This window comes from Nocardia sp. NPDC001965 (genome assembly GCF_053594175.1).
On the sequence record NZ_JBSFDZ010000032.1, the window covers coordinates 30833 to 48560 of the forward strand.

Below are 17728 nucleotides of genomic sequence, written 5' to 3' on the forward strand. Positions count from 1 at the left end.
GAATGCCGCAGCGGTCCGGCAGAGTGGCAGAAGCCGCGTCCGGGCCGTTCGGGTGTCGCGGAATCCGGGCCGCGCTGTGGATGTGCCCGCCGCCCGGTGTAGCGTGACCGAGCCGCATCGCACACCGCGGCAGTTCTTTCCGCCGGACACCGGCGCTCGGGTAGGTGCGACCGCACGTTGCGCGGTCGCCGATTCGTATTTCCGTGACAGCCGGGTAGTACCGCACCGATAGGGCTGAACAACGATCGACGGCCGGAAACCTCGGTACGCCATCGTGATTCGGCGATCGCTTCCGTTCGCCAGAGGAGGAGGACTGAGATGTGTTGGGGTATTCCGGGCCGGATCGACGTGAGCTCCGGTGACACAGGAGCGGCCCCGGTCGAGTCGGTGGGCACCGGCGGCGGGGAGAAGTCGTGATGACAGATTCCGTGGCGGATGCCGTCTTCGGTCCCGAGCTGGCCGACGATCTGGCGGTGGCGGCGCTGGCGCTGGCCCGCCGATTCGCGGCCGGTGCGACGCTGTGGTGCGTGGCCCCGTCCTGGGAACCGCACGCCCAGCATCTCGCTCTCGAATTCGTCCACCCGGCGGTGACGGGTGAGCGCGCTCTTCCCGCCGCCGCCCTGACCGGGCCGTATCTGGTCGATACCGCGCGGGTTTCGGCGCGACCCGGCGATATGGTGGTCGCGGTCGCCGACGCGAACGAAACCGAGGTGAAGTCGCTTTTCCTGCGCGGTCCCGCCTGGGGCGTGCACTCCATCTGGATAGGCTCGGGACCGCGACCGGGTACGCGGATCGCCGACCATGTGCTGTGGCTGGACGGTCCCGATTCGCGAACGTCGGCCACCGGCGATCTCGTGCTGCTCTACCACCTGCTGTGGGAGCTCACCCAGCGGTGTTTCGACCACCCGGAACTGCTGGCACCGGACCGCCGGGCGAGGCACCGGGGGATATGCCGCGACGAGGGTCGCTTGGGCGAAGTGGTGACTCCGCTCGGTGACGGGACGGCGCGTATCCGCACCTCGCTCGGGACCGAAACCGTCACAACGACTTTCGTCGAGCCGGTGCGGACCGGTGATCTGGTGCTGGTGCACGCGGGTATGGCGGTGAGCACGGCCGGAAGGGAGGAGGGGCTGTGACCGGGTACGAAACCGGTGTGCTGCTGGGCGAACTCGCCGCGTGCGCGCGGACGCGGGCCACCGAGAGCACCGGATTGCGCATCCGAACCCTCGCGGACAACGCCGAACGGATCGCCGCGGCCGCCCGGGAGCTGGCTCGCCGATTCAGCAGCGGCGGCAGGCTTTTCACCTTCGGTAACGGCGGCAGCGCCACCGATGCCGCCGTACTCGCCGGGTTGTTCGCGCGGCCGCCGGACGGTGTCGCGTTGCCTGCCTGGTCGTTGTCCGCCGACGAGGCGGTACTCACCGCGGTCGGTAACGATATCGGGTTCGAATCGGTGTTCGCCCGGCAGTTGGCGGCGCGTGGCCGGGCCGGGGATATCGCGATCGCGATGTCCACGAGCGGGAATTCACCCGATCTGCTGGCCGGGCTGGCGGAGGCGCGGCGCCGCGGTTTGTACACGGTCGGGTTCGCCGGTGGCGACGGCGGCGCCTTGGCCCGTGCGGACGCGGTGGACCGGTGCCTGACGGTCGGTTCGTGCAGCGCGCACCGGATCCAGGAGGCGCAGGCGCTGCTCGGGTACGCGCTGTGGTCATCGGTTCATGAGCACGGGATCCTCGGCGGCTGACGCTGTGGTGGCCGTCTTGCGTCCGGGTGCCCACGCGCCCAGTACGAAAGCCATCACCACGGTGAGGATGCCCAGGGACAGGGCGGCCTGCTGCGCGCCGTGGACGAAGGCCTCCGCGGCGAAGGCCGCCAGCGGATCCGCCACCGGACCGGCCTTCTCGGCGACCTCGAGCGCGGCGGCCAGCGAATCTCCGACCGGCCCGCGGGCCGCGTCCGGCAGACTGGGCAGCGCCGGCGCGATCCGGTCGGCGTAGCCGACGGCGAGGATGCTGCCGGAGATCGCGATACCGATCGCCGCGCCCACCTCCCGGGAGGCATCGTTGACCGCGGAGGCCACGCCGTGCTTCTCCGGCGGTGTGCCGTTGATGATCGCCGCGGTCGCGGGGGCGGTGCACAGACCGAGCCCGGTACTCAGGATCAGCAGCGGCCAGAGCACATCCAGATAGGTGCTGTCCACGGTGGTCCGGGAGACGAGGATCAGTGCGCTGCCGACACACAGCAGCCCGATGAAGGTGGGCAGCCGCAGACCGAACCGTTCGGCCAGTCGCGGCGCGACGACCGAGATTGCGATCAGCGGCGCGATCATCGGTGCCATCGCCACCGCCGACATGAGCGGTGAGTACCCGAAGATCAGTTGCATGTACTGCACGAACAGCAGGAAGTAGCCGAAGGCGACCAGGAACTGGACGCCGACGCTCACCGCGCCGCTGCCGAAGCCCCGGTCGGCGAACAGCCGCACATCCAGCAGTGGATTCGGCACCCGCAGTTCGACCGTCGCGAAGCCGACTCCGGCCAGCAGTCCGGCCCCGAACAGTCCCAGGACCAGCGGATCGGTCCAGCCGCGTACCGGCGCCTCGATGGCCCCGACCACGATGGCGCCGACGGCGACCGACGCGGTGATACCGCCCCAGAAGTCCAGCGGCGGCCGGGTGTCGTCCACCGATTCCGGAACCGTGCAACCGGCGATCGCCAGTACCGCCCCGGCGATCGTCATCGCGAGGAAGATCGCCTGCCAGGACCAGATCTGCAACAGCAGTCCGGAGCCGAGGATGCCCAGCACCGCACCGCCGCTGACCACTCCGGCCCACAACCCGACCGCCACCCCGCGCCGTTCCGGCGGGAATCCGCCGGTCAGCAGCGACAGTGTGGACGGCATCACGAGTGCGGCACCGACCCCGGCGACGGCCCGGGACACGATGATCCAGTGCGGTTGGTCCAGGGCCGGCGGCACCGCGGACGCGGCGGCGAACACCACCAGGCCGAGCACCATCATGATGCGGCGGCCGAACCGGTCGCCCAGCGCGCCGGAGAACAGGACCAGGCAGGCCAGCGCGAGGGTATAGCCGTCGACCACCCAGGTGAGCTGCTGTTGAGTGGCGCCGGTATCGGCGGCGATCTCGGGAAGCGCCGTATAGAGGGCGGCCATGGCCGCGATGACCAGCGCGACCGCCATCGACGACAGGGTGAGCAGCCAGATATGCGCCCGGGAAAGGCGCGGATTCACCGATGTCACGGCCACCTCCCGGCAGATGGAAACAAGCGGTTGCTTCCCATTGATCAGAGCACAATTCAGCCGGACGGCTACCGGTGATCTCTGTCACGGTAGCCGTCCGGCGGTGGACCGCCTGGTCACGAGCGGTGCGTGGTGGGCGCGCCGAGCAACCCGTCCGCCGGATTCCCGGTGCCCGTCACCATCCCGGCGGCGTGGCTACCCTGGGGCGTGTGAAGGCAGATACCGCGCTCCTGGTCCCGGTCGCCGCCGAACTGGACGACATCACCACCGTCGGTCCGGAAGAGGACGCCGGGGACGGTGGGCCGACCCGGGCGGAGATCGAAGGTGTCTGGGAATCGGTGCGGGCCTGGTACCGGATGGGAAGTACGCCCGCGATCCAGGTCTGCCTGCGCCGCAACGGGCGGGTGGTGCTGAACCGGGCGATCGGCCACGGCTGGGGGAACGCGCCGGGGGACGCTCCGGACACCGAGCGGGTCCCGGTGACCACCGATACGCCGTTCTGCGGATTCTCCACCGCGAAGGGCGTTTCCGCGGCGGTGATGTTCATGCTGATCGAGCAGGGCGCGTTCGCATTCGACGACCCGGTCAGCGATTACATCCCCGAATTCGCCGCCAACGGTAAAGGCGCCATCACCATCGGGCACGTCCTCACCCATACCGCGGGTGTCCCGTTCGTGACCCGCCCCTACCGTGGACACCGGATGGTTTTCGACGAGGACCTGTGCCTGCGCGGGCTGATCGATCTGAAACCGAGCTATCCGGCCGGCCGGTTCCGGGTGTATCACGCGCTGACCAGCGGGCTGATCCAGCGATTGCTGGTGCAGCGGGCGACCGGTAAGCGGATCCGGGACCATCTCGCCGAGCGCGTGCTCGAACCGCTGGGCTTCCGCTGGACGAACCTGGGTGTCGCGCCCGAAGACGTGGACGCGGTGGTGCCGAGTGTGAAGACGGGCCCGCCGCCGTCGAAGATCGCCTCGTTCGTGGCGGGCCGGGCGCTGGGCGGGGGATTCGACTCCGATGCGGTGAACCGGGATTCGAACCGGGCCTTCCTCACCGCCGAACTGCCGTCGGGCAATCTGGTGACCACCGCGGCCGAACTCTCCCGGTTCTACGAGATCCTCGCGCGCGGTGGAGAACTCGACGGTGTCCGGATCATGCGGGCCGAGACCCTGCGTGACGCGGTCCGGCCCGCCCCCCGGGCGCCGGGGGTGGCGGGCCGGGTGAGTCGCGCGGGATACGAATTGGGCGGGCACCGTTCCAAATTCGGGCCCGACACCGCCGCGCATTTCGGTCGCAGCGGTTTCACCACCCAGTACGGCTGGGCCGATCCGGACCGCGGCCTCAGTGGCGCCATCCTGACCAACGGGAAATCCTCGCTGGACGGGGAACGGCCCTGGCAGCTGGTGGCGCAGATCTCGGGGGTGTTCCGGCCGCTGCCGCCGGCGCAGCGGATCTTCGAACTCTGAGACCGCACCACATCGCCGGGTCAGTGCACCAGGGAGGCGATGTGGTGGCGCACCACTCGGTCCGCCGTGCCGACACCGGCGCCGTGCGGATAGGCGAGTTCGAAGGCCAGGCCGCTGATCAGTGCCACCAGCCGCTCCGTTTCGAGTTCGACCTCGGGTACCGCGGCCCGGGTGAGCGCGGTGGTGACGACGGTCCGGGTGGATGTGCCCATCCACTCCGTCTCGGCCGTCATTCCGTTCACCAGCCGGGCGTTCGCGACGATTTCGGTGCGCAGCAGCAGACGCCGGCGGTCGGCAGGATCGAGCAGGAGCGCGCGGACGGTCGCCTCCAGATAGTCCCGCCGGTCGGCCACCGAATCGCTGCGCGGCCCGTCCCCGATCGCTGTGAGGCGGCGGTCGCGGTCCAGTTCGAGTTCCTTGGCGGCGGACATCAGTAACCCGTACTGGTCACCGTATCTGCGGCGCAAAGTCTTCCCGTCCACGCCGCAGTGGTCGGCAACCCGGCGCAGTGTCGTCGCGGCTACGCCGCGGGAGGTCACCAGGTCGAGTACGGCGTCGAGTACCGCGTGCTGCTCATCGGTCACGATCGACGATCCTTCCGGGCGGTCCGGATCGGTCACCAGTGGGTGCCCGGCACCCAGCGGGCGGCGCGGCGCAGGGCGGTCCCGGTGCCCCGTGCTACCCGGGCTCCCGCGCGGGGGAGCGGTGCGCGGCGGGCCCGGGCCGGCGACGGGCGACGACGGTCGTCGATGCGATGCACGACCGCGGTGGTGTCACCGGTTGCTGCCGGATCCGGGAGTGCCCGGTCCGCGGGGGCGGTGGCCGGTTCGTTCGGTTCGCCCCGGGCGGCGGGGGAGTCGGGGATCATCCGGTAGTAGCGGTGCAGGACCAGATCGCGCAGCCGCGGCGCGAACATCGCGCCGTATTCGCCGAGGGTGCCGATCGGTACATCGATACGCCGCGGCCGTTCGGTGAGCGCGCGCACAATGGTCGCGGCAGCCCATTCCGGTGATTCGGCCCGTCCCTGATCACCCGACGGGGCGATCATCGGGGTCTGGACCAGCGGCATGTGGATGGTGGTGAAAGTGACCCCGTCGGCCATGGTCTCCACCGCCGCGACCTCGGTGAACTTGTCCAGGGCGGCCTTGCTCGCCAGATAGGCGGAGTACCGCGGGGTGGCCACCTGGACCCCCGCACTGCTGATGTTGACGATATGGCCGAAGCCGCGCTCCCGCATCTGTGGGAGCAGCGCCAGGGTGAGTCGCAGCGCGCCGAAGTAGTTGACTGCCATGGTGCGTTCGTAGTCGTGTAACCGGTCGGTGGAGCGGTGGACGGCCCGGCGGATGGACCGGCCGGCGTTGTTCACCAGCATGTCGACCCGTTCGTGCTCGCCGAGCAGTTTCTCCAGGGTCGCTTCGACCGACTCGGTGTCGGTGATATCGCAGGGGTAGCCGTGGGCCCGGCCGCCCGCTGCCCGGATCTCCGCCACGACGGTGGCGAGTTCGTCCTCGCGGCGGGCGAGCAGGAATACCACCGCGCCCTTCTTCGCAACCGCCAGTGCCGCGGCCCGCCCGATCCCGGACGAGGCGCCGGTGATGAGGACGTGCCGCCCGGCGAGTTGGTGTTCTGCCTGGTAGGTCCCGGATTCGCTCATGAACAGCCCCTTTGCGCAGGTCTTTCGGGGCCGAACTTACTCCAAAGTAAGAAGCTGCGCCAGGGTCGGTTCCGTGTTCGAAAACAAGTTCGATTTCAACTCTCTGTATTCGAACGTATGTGCGATACTCGAACCATGACGGACGATCGGATGGCGGATATCTATGCCGCGGTGCGGCTCGGCGGTGTGAATCGGGAGGCAGCGCGACAGGCGCTGCACCAGCTGTGGGATCAACTCGGGGCGGCCGGGGAACCGCTGTCCCGGAGTGTGGTGGCCCATCATCTGGCGGATGTCCAGGACACCGCCGAAGACGCGCTGTTCTGGGACACCCGGGCGCTCGACTCGGCCTTCGTCCCCGGTGTTCCACTCGGCGAAGGACTACTCGGATTCCTGCCGTCGCTGTATCTGAGCCTGGCCGACAGTCACCGGCTGGTAGGCGATTTCGACGCGGCGCGGATGCAACTGGCATTGGCACGCGGACATGCGAACGTACTCGCCGACGATGCCTACGGGCGGGTGATCCGGGCCGGTGTGGATCATGTGGCGATCCTGCTGGAGGCCCAGTCCACCGAACGGGTCGCCTGCTGACGCGCGGCATGGGATGGAGCAACGGCCCGCCGAGCTGGGCCGAGATGGAGCGGGTACTGTCCGGCCGGTCGAAACCCGGACAGTACCCCGGCGATGCGATACCTCCGCCTTCGCTTCGGCCTCCGCGGACCGCATGTACCTCCCTCGAAGAAGGCTCCATCACCCCGCCGACCGGTCCGCTGGTGCCGTACGCGGAACTGCATACGCATTCGGCCTTCAGTTTCCTCGACGGAGCCTCACAACCGGAGGAGATGGTCGCCGAAGCCGCGCGACTGGGACTCTCGGCGATCGCGCTCACCGACCACAACGGCTACTACGGGGTGGTCCGGTTCGCCGAAGCCGCCGCCGAACACGGGATCGCCGCGGTGTACGGCGCCGAACTCACCCTGGTGGAAACCGGTTCCCGGCAGACGGATTCGGCGCCCCGCACCGGCGAACCCGACCCGGACGGTGAACATCTACTGGTCCTGGCCCGTGGCGAAGAAGGATACCGGCGGCTGTCCCGGCAACTCGCGGCCGCGCACATGGCGGCCGGGGAGAAAGGGATCCTGCGCTACGACCTCGATACACTCACCGCCGCGGCCGGTGGGCACTGGCAGATACTCACCGGCTGCCGTAAGGGCCGGGTCCGGCGGGCACTGGAACGGGACCTGCACACGGGCGGTCCGCCGCGGCGTGCCGAGGCGGCGTTGCGGGAACTGTGCGAGCGGTTCGGCACCGATCGGGTGACCGTGGAACTCACCCGGCACGGTCTACCCGTCGACGACGAGTGCAATACCGCACTGGCCGCGATCGCCGAGCGGGCCGGAGTCCCGGTGATCGCCACCACCGCGGCACATTTCGCGACACCCGACCGCGGCCACCGCGCCGCGGCCCTGGCTGCCATCCGCGCCCGGCGCAGCCTCGACGATATCGCCGGCTGGCTCGCCCCGGCCGGCGGCGGATATCTGCGCTCGGGCGCGGAGATGGCCCGGCTCTACGCGGAATTCCCGACAGCCGTGCCGAATTCGGTCCGGCTGGCCCGTGAATGCGCGTTCGATCTGCGCTTGATCGCGCCGAGCCTGCCACCTTTCGATGTACCCGGCGGATACGACGAGAACTCCTGGCTGCGCGAACTCACCCGCCGCGGCGCCGCTGATCGCTACGGGCCACCCGCCGCGAACCCGGCCGCCTACCGGCAGCTCGAACACGAACTCGCGATCATCGACCGGCTCGGGTTCCCGGGGTATTTCCTGGTCGTGCACGATATCGTGCGATTCTGCCAGGAACACGACATTCTGTGCCAAGGCCGGGGCTCGGCCGCCAATTCCGCGGTCTGCTTCGCCATCGGCATCACCAATGTCGACCCTGTCGCGAACAAACTGCTCTTCGAACGATTCCTCTCCCCCGAACGCGACGGCCCCCCGGATATCGATATCGATATCGAATCCGATCGCCGCGAAGAAGCGATCCAGTACGTCTACCGTCGGTACGGCCGGGAGAACGCGGCACAGGTGGCGAATGTGATCACCTACCGCGGGAAATCCGCCGTCCGGGACGCCGCCCGCGCACTCGGTTTCGCCCCCGGCCAGCAGGACGCGTGGAGCAAACAGGTGAGCCGGTGGACCGGCGTCGGAGCGGAGACCGGGACCGATATCCCCGAACCGGTACTGGCACTGGCCGCCGATATCGAAGGCCTGCCCCGGCACCTGGGTATCCACTCCGGCGGCATGGTGATCTGCGACCGGCCCATCGCCGATGTATGCCCGGTGGAATGGGCGCGGATGCCCGGTCGCAGCGTGCTGCAATGGGACAAGGACGACTGCGCCGCGGCAGGTCTGGTGAAATTCGATCTGCTGGGACTGGGCATGCTCTCCGCACTGCACTACATGATCGATCTGGTCCGGGAACATATCGGTGTCACGGTCGAACTGCACGCCCTGGACCTCACCGAACCCGCGGTGTACGACATGCTGTGCCGCGCCGATTCGGTGGGCGTCTTCCAGGTGGAGTCCCGGGCACAGATGGCCACCCTGCCTCGATTGAAACCGCGAAAGTTCTTCGACCTGGTGGTCGAGGTGGCGTTGATCCGGCCCGGCCCGATCCAAGGCGGATCGGTCCATCCCTACATCCGCCGGAAGAACGGACTGGAAGAGGTCGTCTTCGATCACGAGGCACTGCGGAATTCACTCGAACGCACGCTCGGTGTACCACTGTTCCAGGAACAACTCATGCAGATGGCCGTGGACGTCGCGGGATTCACCGCCGCCGAAGCCGACCGACTGCGGCGGGCCATGGGCTCGAAACGGTCACCCGAGAAAATGGAACAACTCCGGGGCAGGCTGTACCAGGGTATGCGCGATCTGCACGGAATCACCGGCGAACTGGCCGACCGCATCTACGAAAAACTCCGTGCTTTCGCGAATTTCGGTTTCCCGGAAAGCCACTCACAGAGCTTCGCCGCGCTGGTCTTCTACTCCGCCTGGTTCAAACTGCACTATCCGGCCGCGTTCTGCGCCGGACTGCTGCGCGCGCAGCCGATGGGTTTCTACTCACCGCAGTCACTGGTCGCCGACGCCCGCCGGCACGGAGTACCGGTACACGGACCGGATATCAATGCCAGCGATGCCGAAGCCACACTGGAACAACGAGGAACCGAGATACGACTGGGCCTGGCAGCCGTCCGATCCATCGGCGCGGACCTCGCGGACCGAATCGTCGCGGCCCGAGCCGCGGACGGCCCCTACACCTCCTTCCTCGACCTCACCGGACGAGTGGAAATGACTGTCCCGCAGGCCGAATCCCTGGCCACCGCCGGTGCGCTCGGCTGCCTGGGATACTCCCGGCGCGAAGCACTGTGGGCGGCCGGTGCGGCAGCCGGAGAACGAGCCGACCGCCTACCCGGGACCGGCGCCTCCACCACTACACCCGCCCTGCCCGGTATGAGCGAACTCGAATACGCCGCCGCCGACGTGTGGGCGACCGGGGTCTCGCCGGGCAGTTACCCCACCCAGTTCCTGCGCCCCCGTCTCGACGCACTCGGCGTCATCCCGGCCGCCGGCCTGCTCGCGATCCCCGACGGCACCCGGGTCCTGGTCGGCGGTGCGGTGACCCACCGGCAGCGCCCCGCCACGGCCGGCGGGGTCACCTTCTTGAACCTGGAAGACGAAACCGGCATGGTCAACGTGGTGTGCTCGGCCGGACTGTGGACCCGATACCGCCGCATCGCACAGAGCTCCCCGGCGTTGCTGATCCGCGGGCGGATACAGAACGCGGAAGGGGCCGTGAGTATCTACGCCGAACATCTGAGCCGCCTGGACCTGCGTGTGGGATCGCGCTCCCGCGACTTCAGATAGTCCGGCGTTGTCCGGTCGCCGTGCCTCGGTACCTCCGGTACACCGTTTCCTGCTTCCGGGATCCCACGGCGCGGCCCGATACCTCAGGCGCAGGCGCGATTGAGTTCGTCGGTGTAGGGGGCGAGGTCGGAGACGCTGTCGTCCGTCAGCGCGTGAGCGTAGGCGCCGATGGCGTCCTTCTCCGGGCCCTGGGTGGTATCTGCCAGGCCGCCCAACCTTTCGGAGAGTGCCGTCGCCGTCGCTCGGTCGAGAGTGCCACCGTTCGAGTCGAGCGCGATATTGATCAGCTCGATGGCCTTGGCGCACTGAGGGGACGAGGCGTGCGCCGGAGCGGCGGGCAGGAAGAACAGTGCGGCCGCGGCTGCGGCCACGGACAACGCGACAGTCGGCGACATCGGTTTGATCATCATTTCCTCTCGGAGTTCTCGCATGAACATAGCCGCCGACTTGTGTGAAGTCAGTTCGTTTCCCAACAGCGGTGAGGTTTCCGCTCCGGAGTCTGCGCGAGCATTCGACGGACGCCCGCGCCAGAACGTCCACGCTGCCCCGCCATTCGGGTATCACATCCCGAAATCGCCCATTACGCTGCCAGCATGCGAAAGCTCGGCGTGTTGTTGCTGGTTGTCTGCGGGTCCGTTCTACTAGCCGGGTGTGGTGGGGAAGACTCCCGTTCCAGTACGGCGGAAGGCTCCTTTTCCTACGAGGGCGGTGCCCCCGCACCCGCGACAGCGCCGGGGATCCGGGTTCAGAAGGCACCGAGCCGGGAGCAGGCTCCCGCACCTGCGCAGGACGCTCCCGACCAGGCCGCCGATCGCAAAGAGGTCATCACCGGGACGGTGGACCTGACCGCCGATGATCCCGTGGCGGCGGCGCAGACGCTCGTCGACCGGGTGGGCGAGCTGGACGGCCGGGTGGATCAGCGGACCGAGAATCCGGGGACCGACGGTATCGAACCGCACGTCAACCTGGTCATCCGGATTCCGGCCGCCGATACCGACGCGTTCATCGACGGGCTGGGCGATCTGGGTGAGATCACCCAGATCAGCACCAACCGTGACGATGTCACTCTGCAATGGCAGGATCTCGACGCAAGGATCACCGCGCTGCGGGCCTCGGTCGACCGGTTACGCGATCTGATGGCCCGCGCCGCCAACACCGCCGATCTGATCGCCGCCGAGGAGGCGCTCGCGGACCGGCAGGGCGAACTCGACAGTCTCACCGGGCAGCGCCGCTACCTCGACGATCAGATCTCGCTGTCCGCCTTGACCGTCGATATCAGCAGCACGGTGACCGCGACCGGTGACGACGGACCCACCAATTTCCGGGACGGGATCGTGGACGGCTGGAACTCGCTGTTCGACTGGCTGAAGGGCGCCGTGGTCTTCGTCGGCCAGGTCCTGCCGTGGCTGGTCTTCCTGGCCCTGCTCGGTGCGATCGTCGGGGCATTCGTCGGACTGGCCCGCCGGCTGCGTGCTCCACGAGCCGCCGCCACGGCGGCCGGGAGCAAGACGACGTCGGTCGGAACCGCACCAGCTGCCGCCGAGCCCGCGGTCGCCTCGGGCGAGTCGGCGGAGAGTACGCAGAAGACCACGGCCGGTGGAGGCGGGAACGCGGGGCAGACTGCGGCTGTCGCGGCCGAGCCCGTGCCGACCGGGGAGAAGTCCGTGCCGACAGCGGGCGAGTCCACGGTGACCGGGGACGAATCCGCGAAACCGGAGGACCCGGACAAGGGCCGGGACTGACACCGTGCCGACCACCGTGCGCGCGGTGATCACGCCGAACAGCAGGAAAGGTCCGTCGGTCGCAACTCTGCCCGACGGCACCCTGCAACTGTGGGTGCGGGCGCCCGCCGTGGAAGGGAAAGCGAACCGGGCCGCGGCCGAGCTGCTCGCCGCTCATCTCGGTGTAGCGAAGAGCGCGGTCCGGCTCACCGGCGGAGCGACATCCCGGCACAAACGATTCGAGATCGCCGACCGATCCGCGCGGCCGGGTCAGACCCCGCCCGGGAATCCGTGCTGACGCCACGCCTCGTACACCGCGACCGCGGCCGCGTTGGCCAGGTTCATCGACCGCCGGCCGGGCAGCATGGGAATGCGTATCTCGGAGCTGATGTGCTCGTCGGCGAGTACCTCGGCCGGTAACCCCGAGGGTTCCGCGCCGAAGAGCAGCACGTCGCCGGGCCGGTAGGTGATCTCGGTGTGCGGGGTGGTGGCCCGGGTGGTGAACGCGTATACCCGCTCGGGCCGCAGCCGCTCCCACGCGGTCACCAGATCCGGGTGCACCGTCACCGAGGCGAGGTCGTGGTAGTCCAGCCCGGCGCGGCGCAGTTTCGCCTCCGACATGTCGAACCCCAGCGGTTCGATCAGATGCAGCTCACTGCCGGTTCCGGCCGCCAGCCGGATGGCATTGCCGGTATTTCCGGGTATGCGAGGTTCATGGAACATCAATCGGAACACAGCCGCCCAGTCAATCAGGTTCGGCCGCCGGGGCGGTGATCGAGCCGTCCTTCCACACCGCCCCGGCCGGTCGGGGTCGGGGCCCCGAACGGAAATCGTGGAGTTCCGCCGTGGTGCCGGCCACCCGCGAGTATCGGTGCGGCGCGCTCGCACCTGCCTCTGCCACCGGAAATACCCCTGCGGTGGCGGTGTGGTGCGGAGCACACCATAGGCTGCTCCGGCATACGGTAAAGGCTGCCCACTCTGCACGAATCCATCGCTGATGGTCGAATGGGCTGTCCGATTGGTTCCGGAGGGAGAATTATGGCCGTGCTGCAGGGCCACGGGGGTTCAGGTGACGACGCGAGCGGAGTGAGCGATCCGGGCGGCGGCCCGGAGAAGCTGAGTCGCCAGCTGGCGAATCGACATATCCAGCTGATCGCGATCGGCGGGGCCATCGGCACCGGTCTCTTCATGGGGTCGGGTAAGACGATCTCGCTCGCGGGCCCCTCGGTGATCCTCGTCTACATGGTCATCGGCTTCTTCCTCTTCTTCGTCATGCGGGCGATGGGGGAGCTGCTGCTGTCGAACTCGCAGTACAAATCGTTCAGTGATTTCGCCGGTGACCTGCTCGGCCCGTGGGCCGGATTCTTCACCGGCTGGACCTACTGGTTCTGCTGGGTCGTGACCGGTATCGCCGATGTGGTGGCGATCGCCGGATACGTGTCGTACTGGTGGGCCGATCTACCGCTGTGGATACCCGCGCTGGTCTGTATCGCCGTCCTGCTGGTGCTCAACCTGCCGACCGTGCGCGCGTTCGGTGAAACCGAGTTCTGGTTCGCGCTGATCAAGGTGATCGCCATCGGCGCCCTGATCGTGACCGGCCTGGTCATGGTGATCACCGGTTTCACCGGCGACAACGGCAGCACCGCCTCGCTGGCCAACCTGTGGAACGACGGCGGTTTCTTCCCGACCGGGCCCATGGGTTTCGTGGCCGGATTCCAGATCGCGGTATTCGCCTTCGTCGGGATCGAACTGGTGGGTACCACGGCTGCCGAGGCCAAAGATCCCGGCCGCACCCTGCCCCGGGCGATCAACTCGATCCCGGTACGTGTCCTGCTGTTCTACGTCGGCGCGCTGATCGTGATCTGCGCGGTGACCCCGTGGCGTCAGGTCTCGGCCGACGAGAGCCCGTTTGTGGCGATGTTCTCGCTGGCCGGGCTCGGGATCGCCGCGAGTGTGGTCAACTTCGTGGTGCTGACCAGCGCCACCTCCAGCGCCAACTCGGGGATCTACTCGACTTCGCGGATGGTGTACGGCCTGGCCGGCGACGGTGACGCGCCCGCCCTGTTCGGGCGGCTGTCCCGGCGCAAGGTCCCGGCCAACGCGTTGCGGTTCTCGTGCGCGTTCCTGCTGATCGGGGTGGTGCTGCTCTACGCCGGCCAGTCGATCGTGGAGGCGTTCACCGTCGTCACCACCATTTCGTCGCTGTGCTTCATGTTCGTCTGGACGATGATTCTGGCCAGCTACCTGGTGTACCGGCGGCGCCGCCCGCAGCTGCACGCCGCGTCGACGTTCAAGATGCCGGGCGGTGTTCCGATGGTGTACGCCGTGCTGGCGTTCTTCGTCTTCCTGATCTGGGCACTCACCCAGGAGAGCGACACCCTCCAGGCGCTGCTGGTGACTCCCATCTGGTTCGTGGTGCTGGGCATCGCCTACCTGGTTGTCCGCCGCAGCCCGCATCATGCCGAGCTGCGTGCACAGCATCGGGAGAAGGTACTCGCCGAGACAGCGGCGTCGCGCTGATCCGGCCCGCGGGGGCATTCGCTGTGCGCGGATGCCCCCGTGACCAGAACCTATCCCGCGGGCTGTGCGGAAGTGCCCTGATCCGAATGCGTTGCCCGGCTTCGAACCGAGACGATGCGGTGGGTGGGATCGGGTAGAAACACGCTCTCCCGGCGGGCCTCGGCGGTCGGTATCCGCTCCAGGACCCCGCCCGCGAAAATATCGTAGAGCGGCAGCGATTCCAGATGGACGTAGCCGATATGGCAATCGCAGAGTGGGCGCGGGCACGGCCGCGGCCCCAGCGCGGCGCGATAGGAACCGTCGTAGAGGTTGCCCAGGGATTCCTGCACGAAATGGCAGCGGCGTACGGTGCCGTCCCCGTCGACCGAAAGTACCGACGACCCGGTGCGGCAGGCGCGGCCGAGCGAACGGTGTGGGTCTCTGCTGAACGGGAAAAGCGGGTCGATCGCGGTCCAGCGGGCGGCCTCGGGGTCGGTGTAGGTGTGGTCTTCGGCGGCGTTGATCCAGAGATAGACGTGTTCGGGGAGGTCGGCGCGTAGTCTGCGGGCGTCGTCGAGATGTTCGGGCAGGCCCACCACGCCCACACTGAACCGGATACCGGCCCGGGTGAGCGCGCGGGTCTTGTCGAGGAAGCGGTGGTACGGCGTCTGCCCGGGATGGTAGGTGCACCACAGGGCGACGGTGTCGCGGTCGGCCTCGCCGAGCCATTCGGTGCGGCAACTCAGGTTGGTCTGGACGGCGACTCGGCGTACATGGGATTCATGGGAGAGTTCGACCAGTGCCCGGCGATACCAGGACCGGACCAGGCCCTCACCCCACGGGGTGAACAACACCGAGATCCGGTCGCCGCGCCGGTCCCGCACCCATTCGGTGAAGCGTTCGAGCGCCGCCCGGTCGGCGCGTAGTTGTGCCCCGCTGTCGCGGCGTTTGGCGAACGGACAGTAGGGGCAGTCGTAATCGCAGGAGGCCAGCGGACCGCGATAGAGCAGGGTGAGATCCACCGCGTATCACCGCAGTTCGTATTCGGCCATGGCCGCGCGGACGGCGGGAGAGAAGAACTCCGGGCCGATGGCGTCGGAGTAGGCGAGACCGTCGGGGGAGAGGCGCAAGAGTGCGGGATCGGTGTCGTCGAGCCAGCCGCGATCGGCCAGTAGTTCCAGCTCCACCGGGAAATCGGTGTGCGGATCCGTGCCGAAACGGGCGCGGTAGTCCGCGACCGGCAGCCCGTCGGCCTGTAGGATGGATTGGAGCAGGTGACGGCGCCGCGCCTCGTCCGCGTCGACGGCGCGGCCGACGAGAGCCCGATCGAAATCGGTGGTCGCGGTGTAGCTGTCGATGATCGCGCGGACCTCTTGCGCCGATACCGCGTAATCGAACGAGTAGTGCAGTTCCCGCGTATAGGAACGGGCACCACAACCCAGGCCGATCATGCCGTCGGTCTGGCAGGAGTAGTCATCGGGCCCCGGCGTGGCCGCGTCACGACGACGGAACATCCGCAGGGACCGTTGCTCGTAGCCGCGGGCCAGCAGATGATCGCGGCCCGCGCGGTACAGCAGCAAACGCTGATCGTCCCAGGCCAGATCCGCCGCGACCCGGTCCCGCCGGGACAGACCCGTCAGCGGGCGGACGTACAGGGGGTAGAGGTAGATCTCCTCGGGCCGCCAGGCCAGGGCCGCGTCCAGGGAAGAACGCCAGCTCGCGGGCGTCTGCCCGTCGATACCGTAGATCAGGTCGATATTGAGGACATCGACGGCGCTCGCGCGGATCCGGCCGAGCGCGGCCTCCACATCGGCGCGGCGCTGCGGCCGTACGGCCGCCCGCGATTCGTTCTCGTCGAAACTCTGCACGCCGAGACTGATCCGGGTGGCACCGCGTTCGGCGAGCACCGCCAACCGGTCGGCGGTGGCCGTGGCGGGGGAGGTCTCGACCGAGAACCCGATGGTCGGTAGGTCGGCGCCCATGATGTTCTCGGCGATATCGCAGAGCCGGGTGAGTTCGCCGGGGTCCAGGAAAGTGGGGGTACCACCGCCGAAGGCGGCGTTGGCGAAACGCGGGCGCGCTTCGTCACCGAGGCTCGTGCGCACGGCTTCGGCCTGCCGGGTGAGAGCGTCCAGATAGCGGGTGGTGAGGTCGCCCGGGGCGCCGACCCGGGTGAACAGATTGCAGAAACCGCAGCGTATCTCGCAGAACGGGATGTGTAGATAGAGCGAGAGCGGATCGCGCGGCTCACCGGACCAGATATCGCGCAGTGCGGGGGGTGGTTCCAGCGGGCGATAGGCCGTCTTGTGCGGATAGGCGTAGACGTAACTCTGATAGGGCCGCGGTAATCGGATGTGGGCGTGGGTCATACGTGGTCCTCGGAGCTTTCGGGCGGGCGGCCGTCCGGGTGCGGTTCCAGGAAGAAGTGGGCGTAGGGCACGGTCCACACCGATTCGTGCCCGAGGCGGTGCCCGGTGTAGCCGTCCTCGCCGTAAGCGGTGCCGTGATCGGAACAGACGATGGCGAAACAGCGGCCGCGGGCGCGCAGGGCATCGAACAGGTCCGGAATATGGCGGTCCACATAGCGCAGCGCCGCGGCATGCGATTCCCGGGTGTCACCGGATTCCCGGGTGGCGCCGGGCAGATGGAACCAGTTGGGCTGATGCAGCGCCGACACATTGAGGAAAAGGAAGAGCCGCTGCGTATCGGGGGTTTCGGCGATCACCCGGCGGGCGTAGGCCACCTGCGCTTCGAACGAGACGGGTGAAGCGACCGAGAAGTCCGGCTCCCAATGGCTCTCGGCGAACAGGCCGGGCAGGGTGCTGCCCAGCGCGCCCTGGTTGTTGAAGAAACCGACCCCGCCGACGCATACCGTCCGATGGCCGAGTGCCGTCAGCGCGGTGGGCAGATCGGGCTCGTCGAAGACGAAGGTGTCGGGGGCAGTCGTTTCGCTGCCGGCGAACCGGGCGGCGAACAAGCGCGGATGTGGACCGGGCGCGGCGGGGGTGGGCAGGAACCCGGCGAATATCGCCTGATGCGACGCATAGGTGAAGCTGCCCGGGGCGTGGCGTTGCTCCCACACACCGCCGGGCAGCGCCGCCGTGAGATTCGGCAAGCGGCCCGCCGCGGTCTCGGCCACCGCGACGTCGTAACGCAAGGTGTCCAGGGTGAGCAGGAGCAGATCGTCCCGGCCGACCACCTCGTTCATA

At 68.3% G+C, this 17728-nt stretch carries 16 protein-coding genes; 8 read left to right on the plus strand and 8 right to left on the minus strand.

Annotated elements, in window-relative coordinates; genetic code table 11:
- Positions 1–416 precede the first annotated feature (416 nt).
- Positions 417–1136 carry a hydrogenase assembly protein HupF gene (locus tag ACWCPQ_RS28950; protein ID WP_449904742.1) on the plus strand — a complete coding sequence of 240 codons (720 nt, stop codon included), beginning with the start codon at positions 417–419 and terminating at the stop codon, positions 1134–1136.
- Positions 1133–1744 (plus strand): D-sedoheptulose-7-phosphate isomerase, encoded by a 612-nt coding sequence (locus tag ACWCPQ_RS28955; protein ID WP_449904744.1) that lies wholly within the window; start codon positions 1133–1135, stop codon positions 1742–1744. Before ACWCPQ_RS28950 ends, ACWCPQ_RS28955 begins: the two co-directional genes overlap by 4 nt.
- On the opposite strand, the gene ACWCPQ_RS28960 is transcribed toward ACWCPQ_RS28955, so the two are convergent.
- Entirely contained in the window at positions 1709–3196 is a 1488-nt protein-coding gene (locus ACWCPQ_RS28960) for an MFS transporter (protein WP_449904801.1), read from the minus strand. The genes ACWCPQ_RS28955 and ACWCPQ_RS28960 overlap by 36 nt on opposite strands.
- A gap of 269 nt (positions 3197–3465) precedes the next feature.
- Here ACWCPQ_RS28960 and ACWCPQ_RS28965 point away from each other — a divergent pair, with 269 nt between their 5' ends.
- The gene (locus ACWCPQ_RS28965) at positions 3466–4722 is read left to right on the plus strand and encodes a serine hydrolase (RefSeq protein WP_449904745.1); all 1257 of its coding nucleotides are present in this window, start codon (positions 3466–3468) and stop codon (positions 4720–4722) included.
- Between the two features lie 20 nt (positions 4723–4742).
- On the opposite strand, the gene ACWCPQ_RS28970 is transcribed toward ACWCPQ_RS28965, so the two are convergent.
- Positions 4743–5306 (minus strand): TetR family transcriptional regulator C-terminal domain-containing protein, encoded by a 564-nt coding sequence (locus tag ACWCPQ_RS28970; protein ID WP_449904747.1) that lies wholly within the window; start codon positions 5304–5306, stop codon positions 4743–4745.
- 32 nt (positions 5307–5338) lie between these two features.
- Entirely contained in the window at positions 5339–6376 is a 1038-nt protein-coding gene (locus ACWCPQ_RS28975; RefSeq protein ID WP_449904749.1) for an SDR family NAD(P)-dependent oxidoreductase, read from the minus strand.
- A gap of 135 nt (positions 6377–6511) precedes the next feature.
- Here ACWCPQ_RS28975 and ACWCPQ_RS28980 point away from each other — a divergent pair, with 135 nt between their 5' ends.
- The gene (locus ACWCPQ_RS28980) at positions 6512–6964 is read left to right on the plus strand and encodes a hypothetical protein (RefSeq protein WP_449904751.1); all 453 of its coding nucleotides are present in this window, start codon (positions 6512–6514) and stop codon (positions 6962–6964) included.
- An 8-nt stretch (positions 6965–6972) separates the two neighbouring features.
- Entirely contained in the window at positions 6973–10299 is a 3327-nt protein-coding gene (locus ACWCPQ_RS28985; RefSeq protein WP_449904753.1) for an error-prone DNA polymerase, read from the plus strand.
- An 83-nt stretch (positions 10300–10382) separates the two neighbouring features.
- Here ACWCPQ_RS28985 and ACWCPQ_RS28990 read toward each other — a convergent pair whose 3' ends face one another.
- Positions 10383–10694 (minus strand): hypothetical protein, encoded by a 312-nt coding sequence (locus ACWCPQ_RS28990; RefSeq protein WP_449904755.1) that lies wholly within the window; start codon positions 10692–10694, stop codon positions 10383–10385.
- Between the two features lie 198 nt (positions 10695–10892).
- On the opposite strand from ACWCPQ_RS28990, the gene ACWCPQ_RS28995 reads away from it, so the two are divergent.
- Together ACWCPQ_RS28995 and ACWCPQ_RS29000 are read left to right on the plus strand one after the other, a co-directional pair.
- Positions 10893–12041, plus strand: a complete 1149-nt coding sequence (locus ACWCPQ_RS28995; protein WP_449904757.1) for a DUF4349 domain-containing protein — start codon at positions 10893–10895, stop codon at positions 12039–12041.
- A gap of 4 nt (positions 12042–12045) precedes the next feature.
- Positions 12046–12318 carry a DUF167 domain-containing protein gene (locus ACWCPQ_RS29000; RefSeq protein WP_449904759.1) on the plus strand — a complete coding sequence of 91 codons (273 nt, stop codon included), beginning with the start codon at positions 12046–12048 and terminating at the stop codon, positions 12316–12318.
- On the opposite strand, the gene ACWCPQ_RS29005 is transcribed toward ACWCPQ_RS29000, so the two are convergent.
- A complete protein-coding gene (locus ACWCPQ_RS29005) occupies positions 12291–12755 on the minus strand; it encodes a tRNA (cytidine(34)-2'-O)-methyltransferase (RefSeq protein ID WP_449904761.1) in 465 nt (154 codons plus the stop codon). The two genes, ACWCPQ_RS29000 and ACWCPQ_RS29005, sit on opposite strands and share 28 nt — an antisense overlap.
- A 303-nt stretch (positions 12756–13058) precedes the next feature.
- Here ACWCPQ_RS29005 and cycA point away from each other — a divergent pair, with 303 nt between their 5' ends.
- Positions 13059–14540, plus strand: a complete 1482-nt coding sequence (gene cycA / locus ACWCPQ_RS29010; protein ID WP_449904763.1) for a D-serine/D-alanine/glycine transporter — start codon at positions 13059–13061, stop codon at positions 14538–14540.
- Between the two features lie 50 nt (positions 14541–14590).
- On the opposite strand, the gene ACWCPQ_RS29015 is transcribed toward cycA, so the two are convergent.
- Genes ACWCPQ_RS29015 through ACWCPQ_RS29025 form a run of 3 tightly spaced genes read right to left on the minus strand, consistent with a single transcriptional unit; the run spans position 14591 to position 17727 of the window.
- Positions 14591–15541, minus strand: a complete 951-nt coding sequence (locus ACWCPQ_RS29015) for an STM4011 family radical SAM protein (protein WP_449904765.1) — start codon at positions 15539–15541, stop codon at positions 14591–14593.
- A 6-nt stretch (positions 15542–15547) separates the two neighbouring features.
- Entirely contained in the window at positions 15548–16888 is a 1341-nt protein-coding gene (locus ACWCPQ_RS29020; RefSeq protein ID WP_449904767.1) for an STM4012 family radical SAM protein, read from the minus strand.
- The gene (locus ACWCPQ_RS29025) at positions 16885–17727 is read right to left on the minus strand and encodes an STM4013/SEN3800 family hydrolase (protein WP_449904769.1); all 843 of its coding nucleotides are present in this window, start codon (positions 17725–17727) and stop codon (positions 16885–16887) included. Before ACWCPQ_RS29025 ends, ACWCPQ_RS29020 begins: the two co-directional genes overlap by 4 nt.
- Position 17728: the final 1 nt, after the last annotated feature.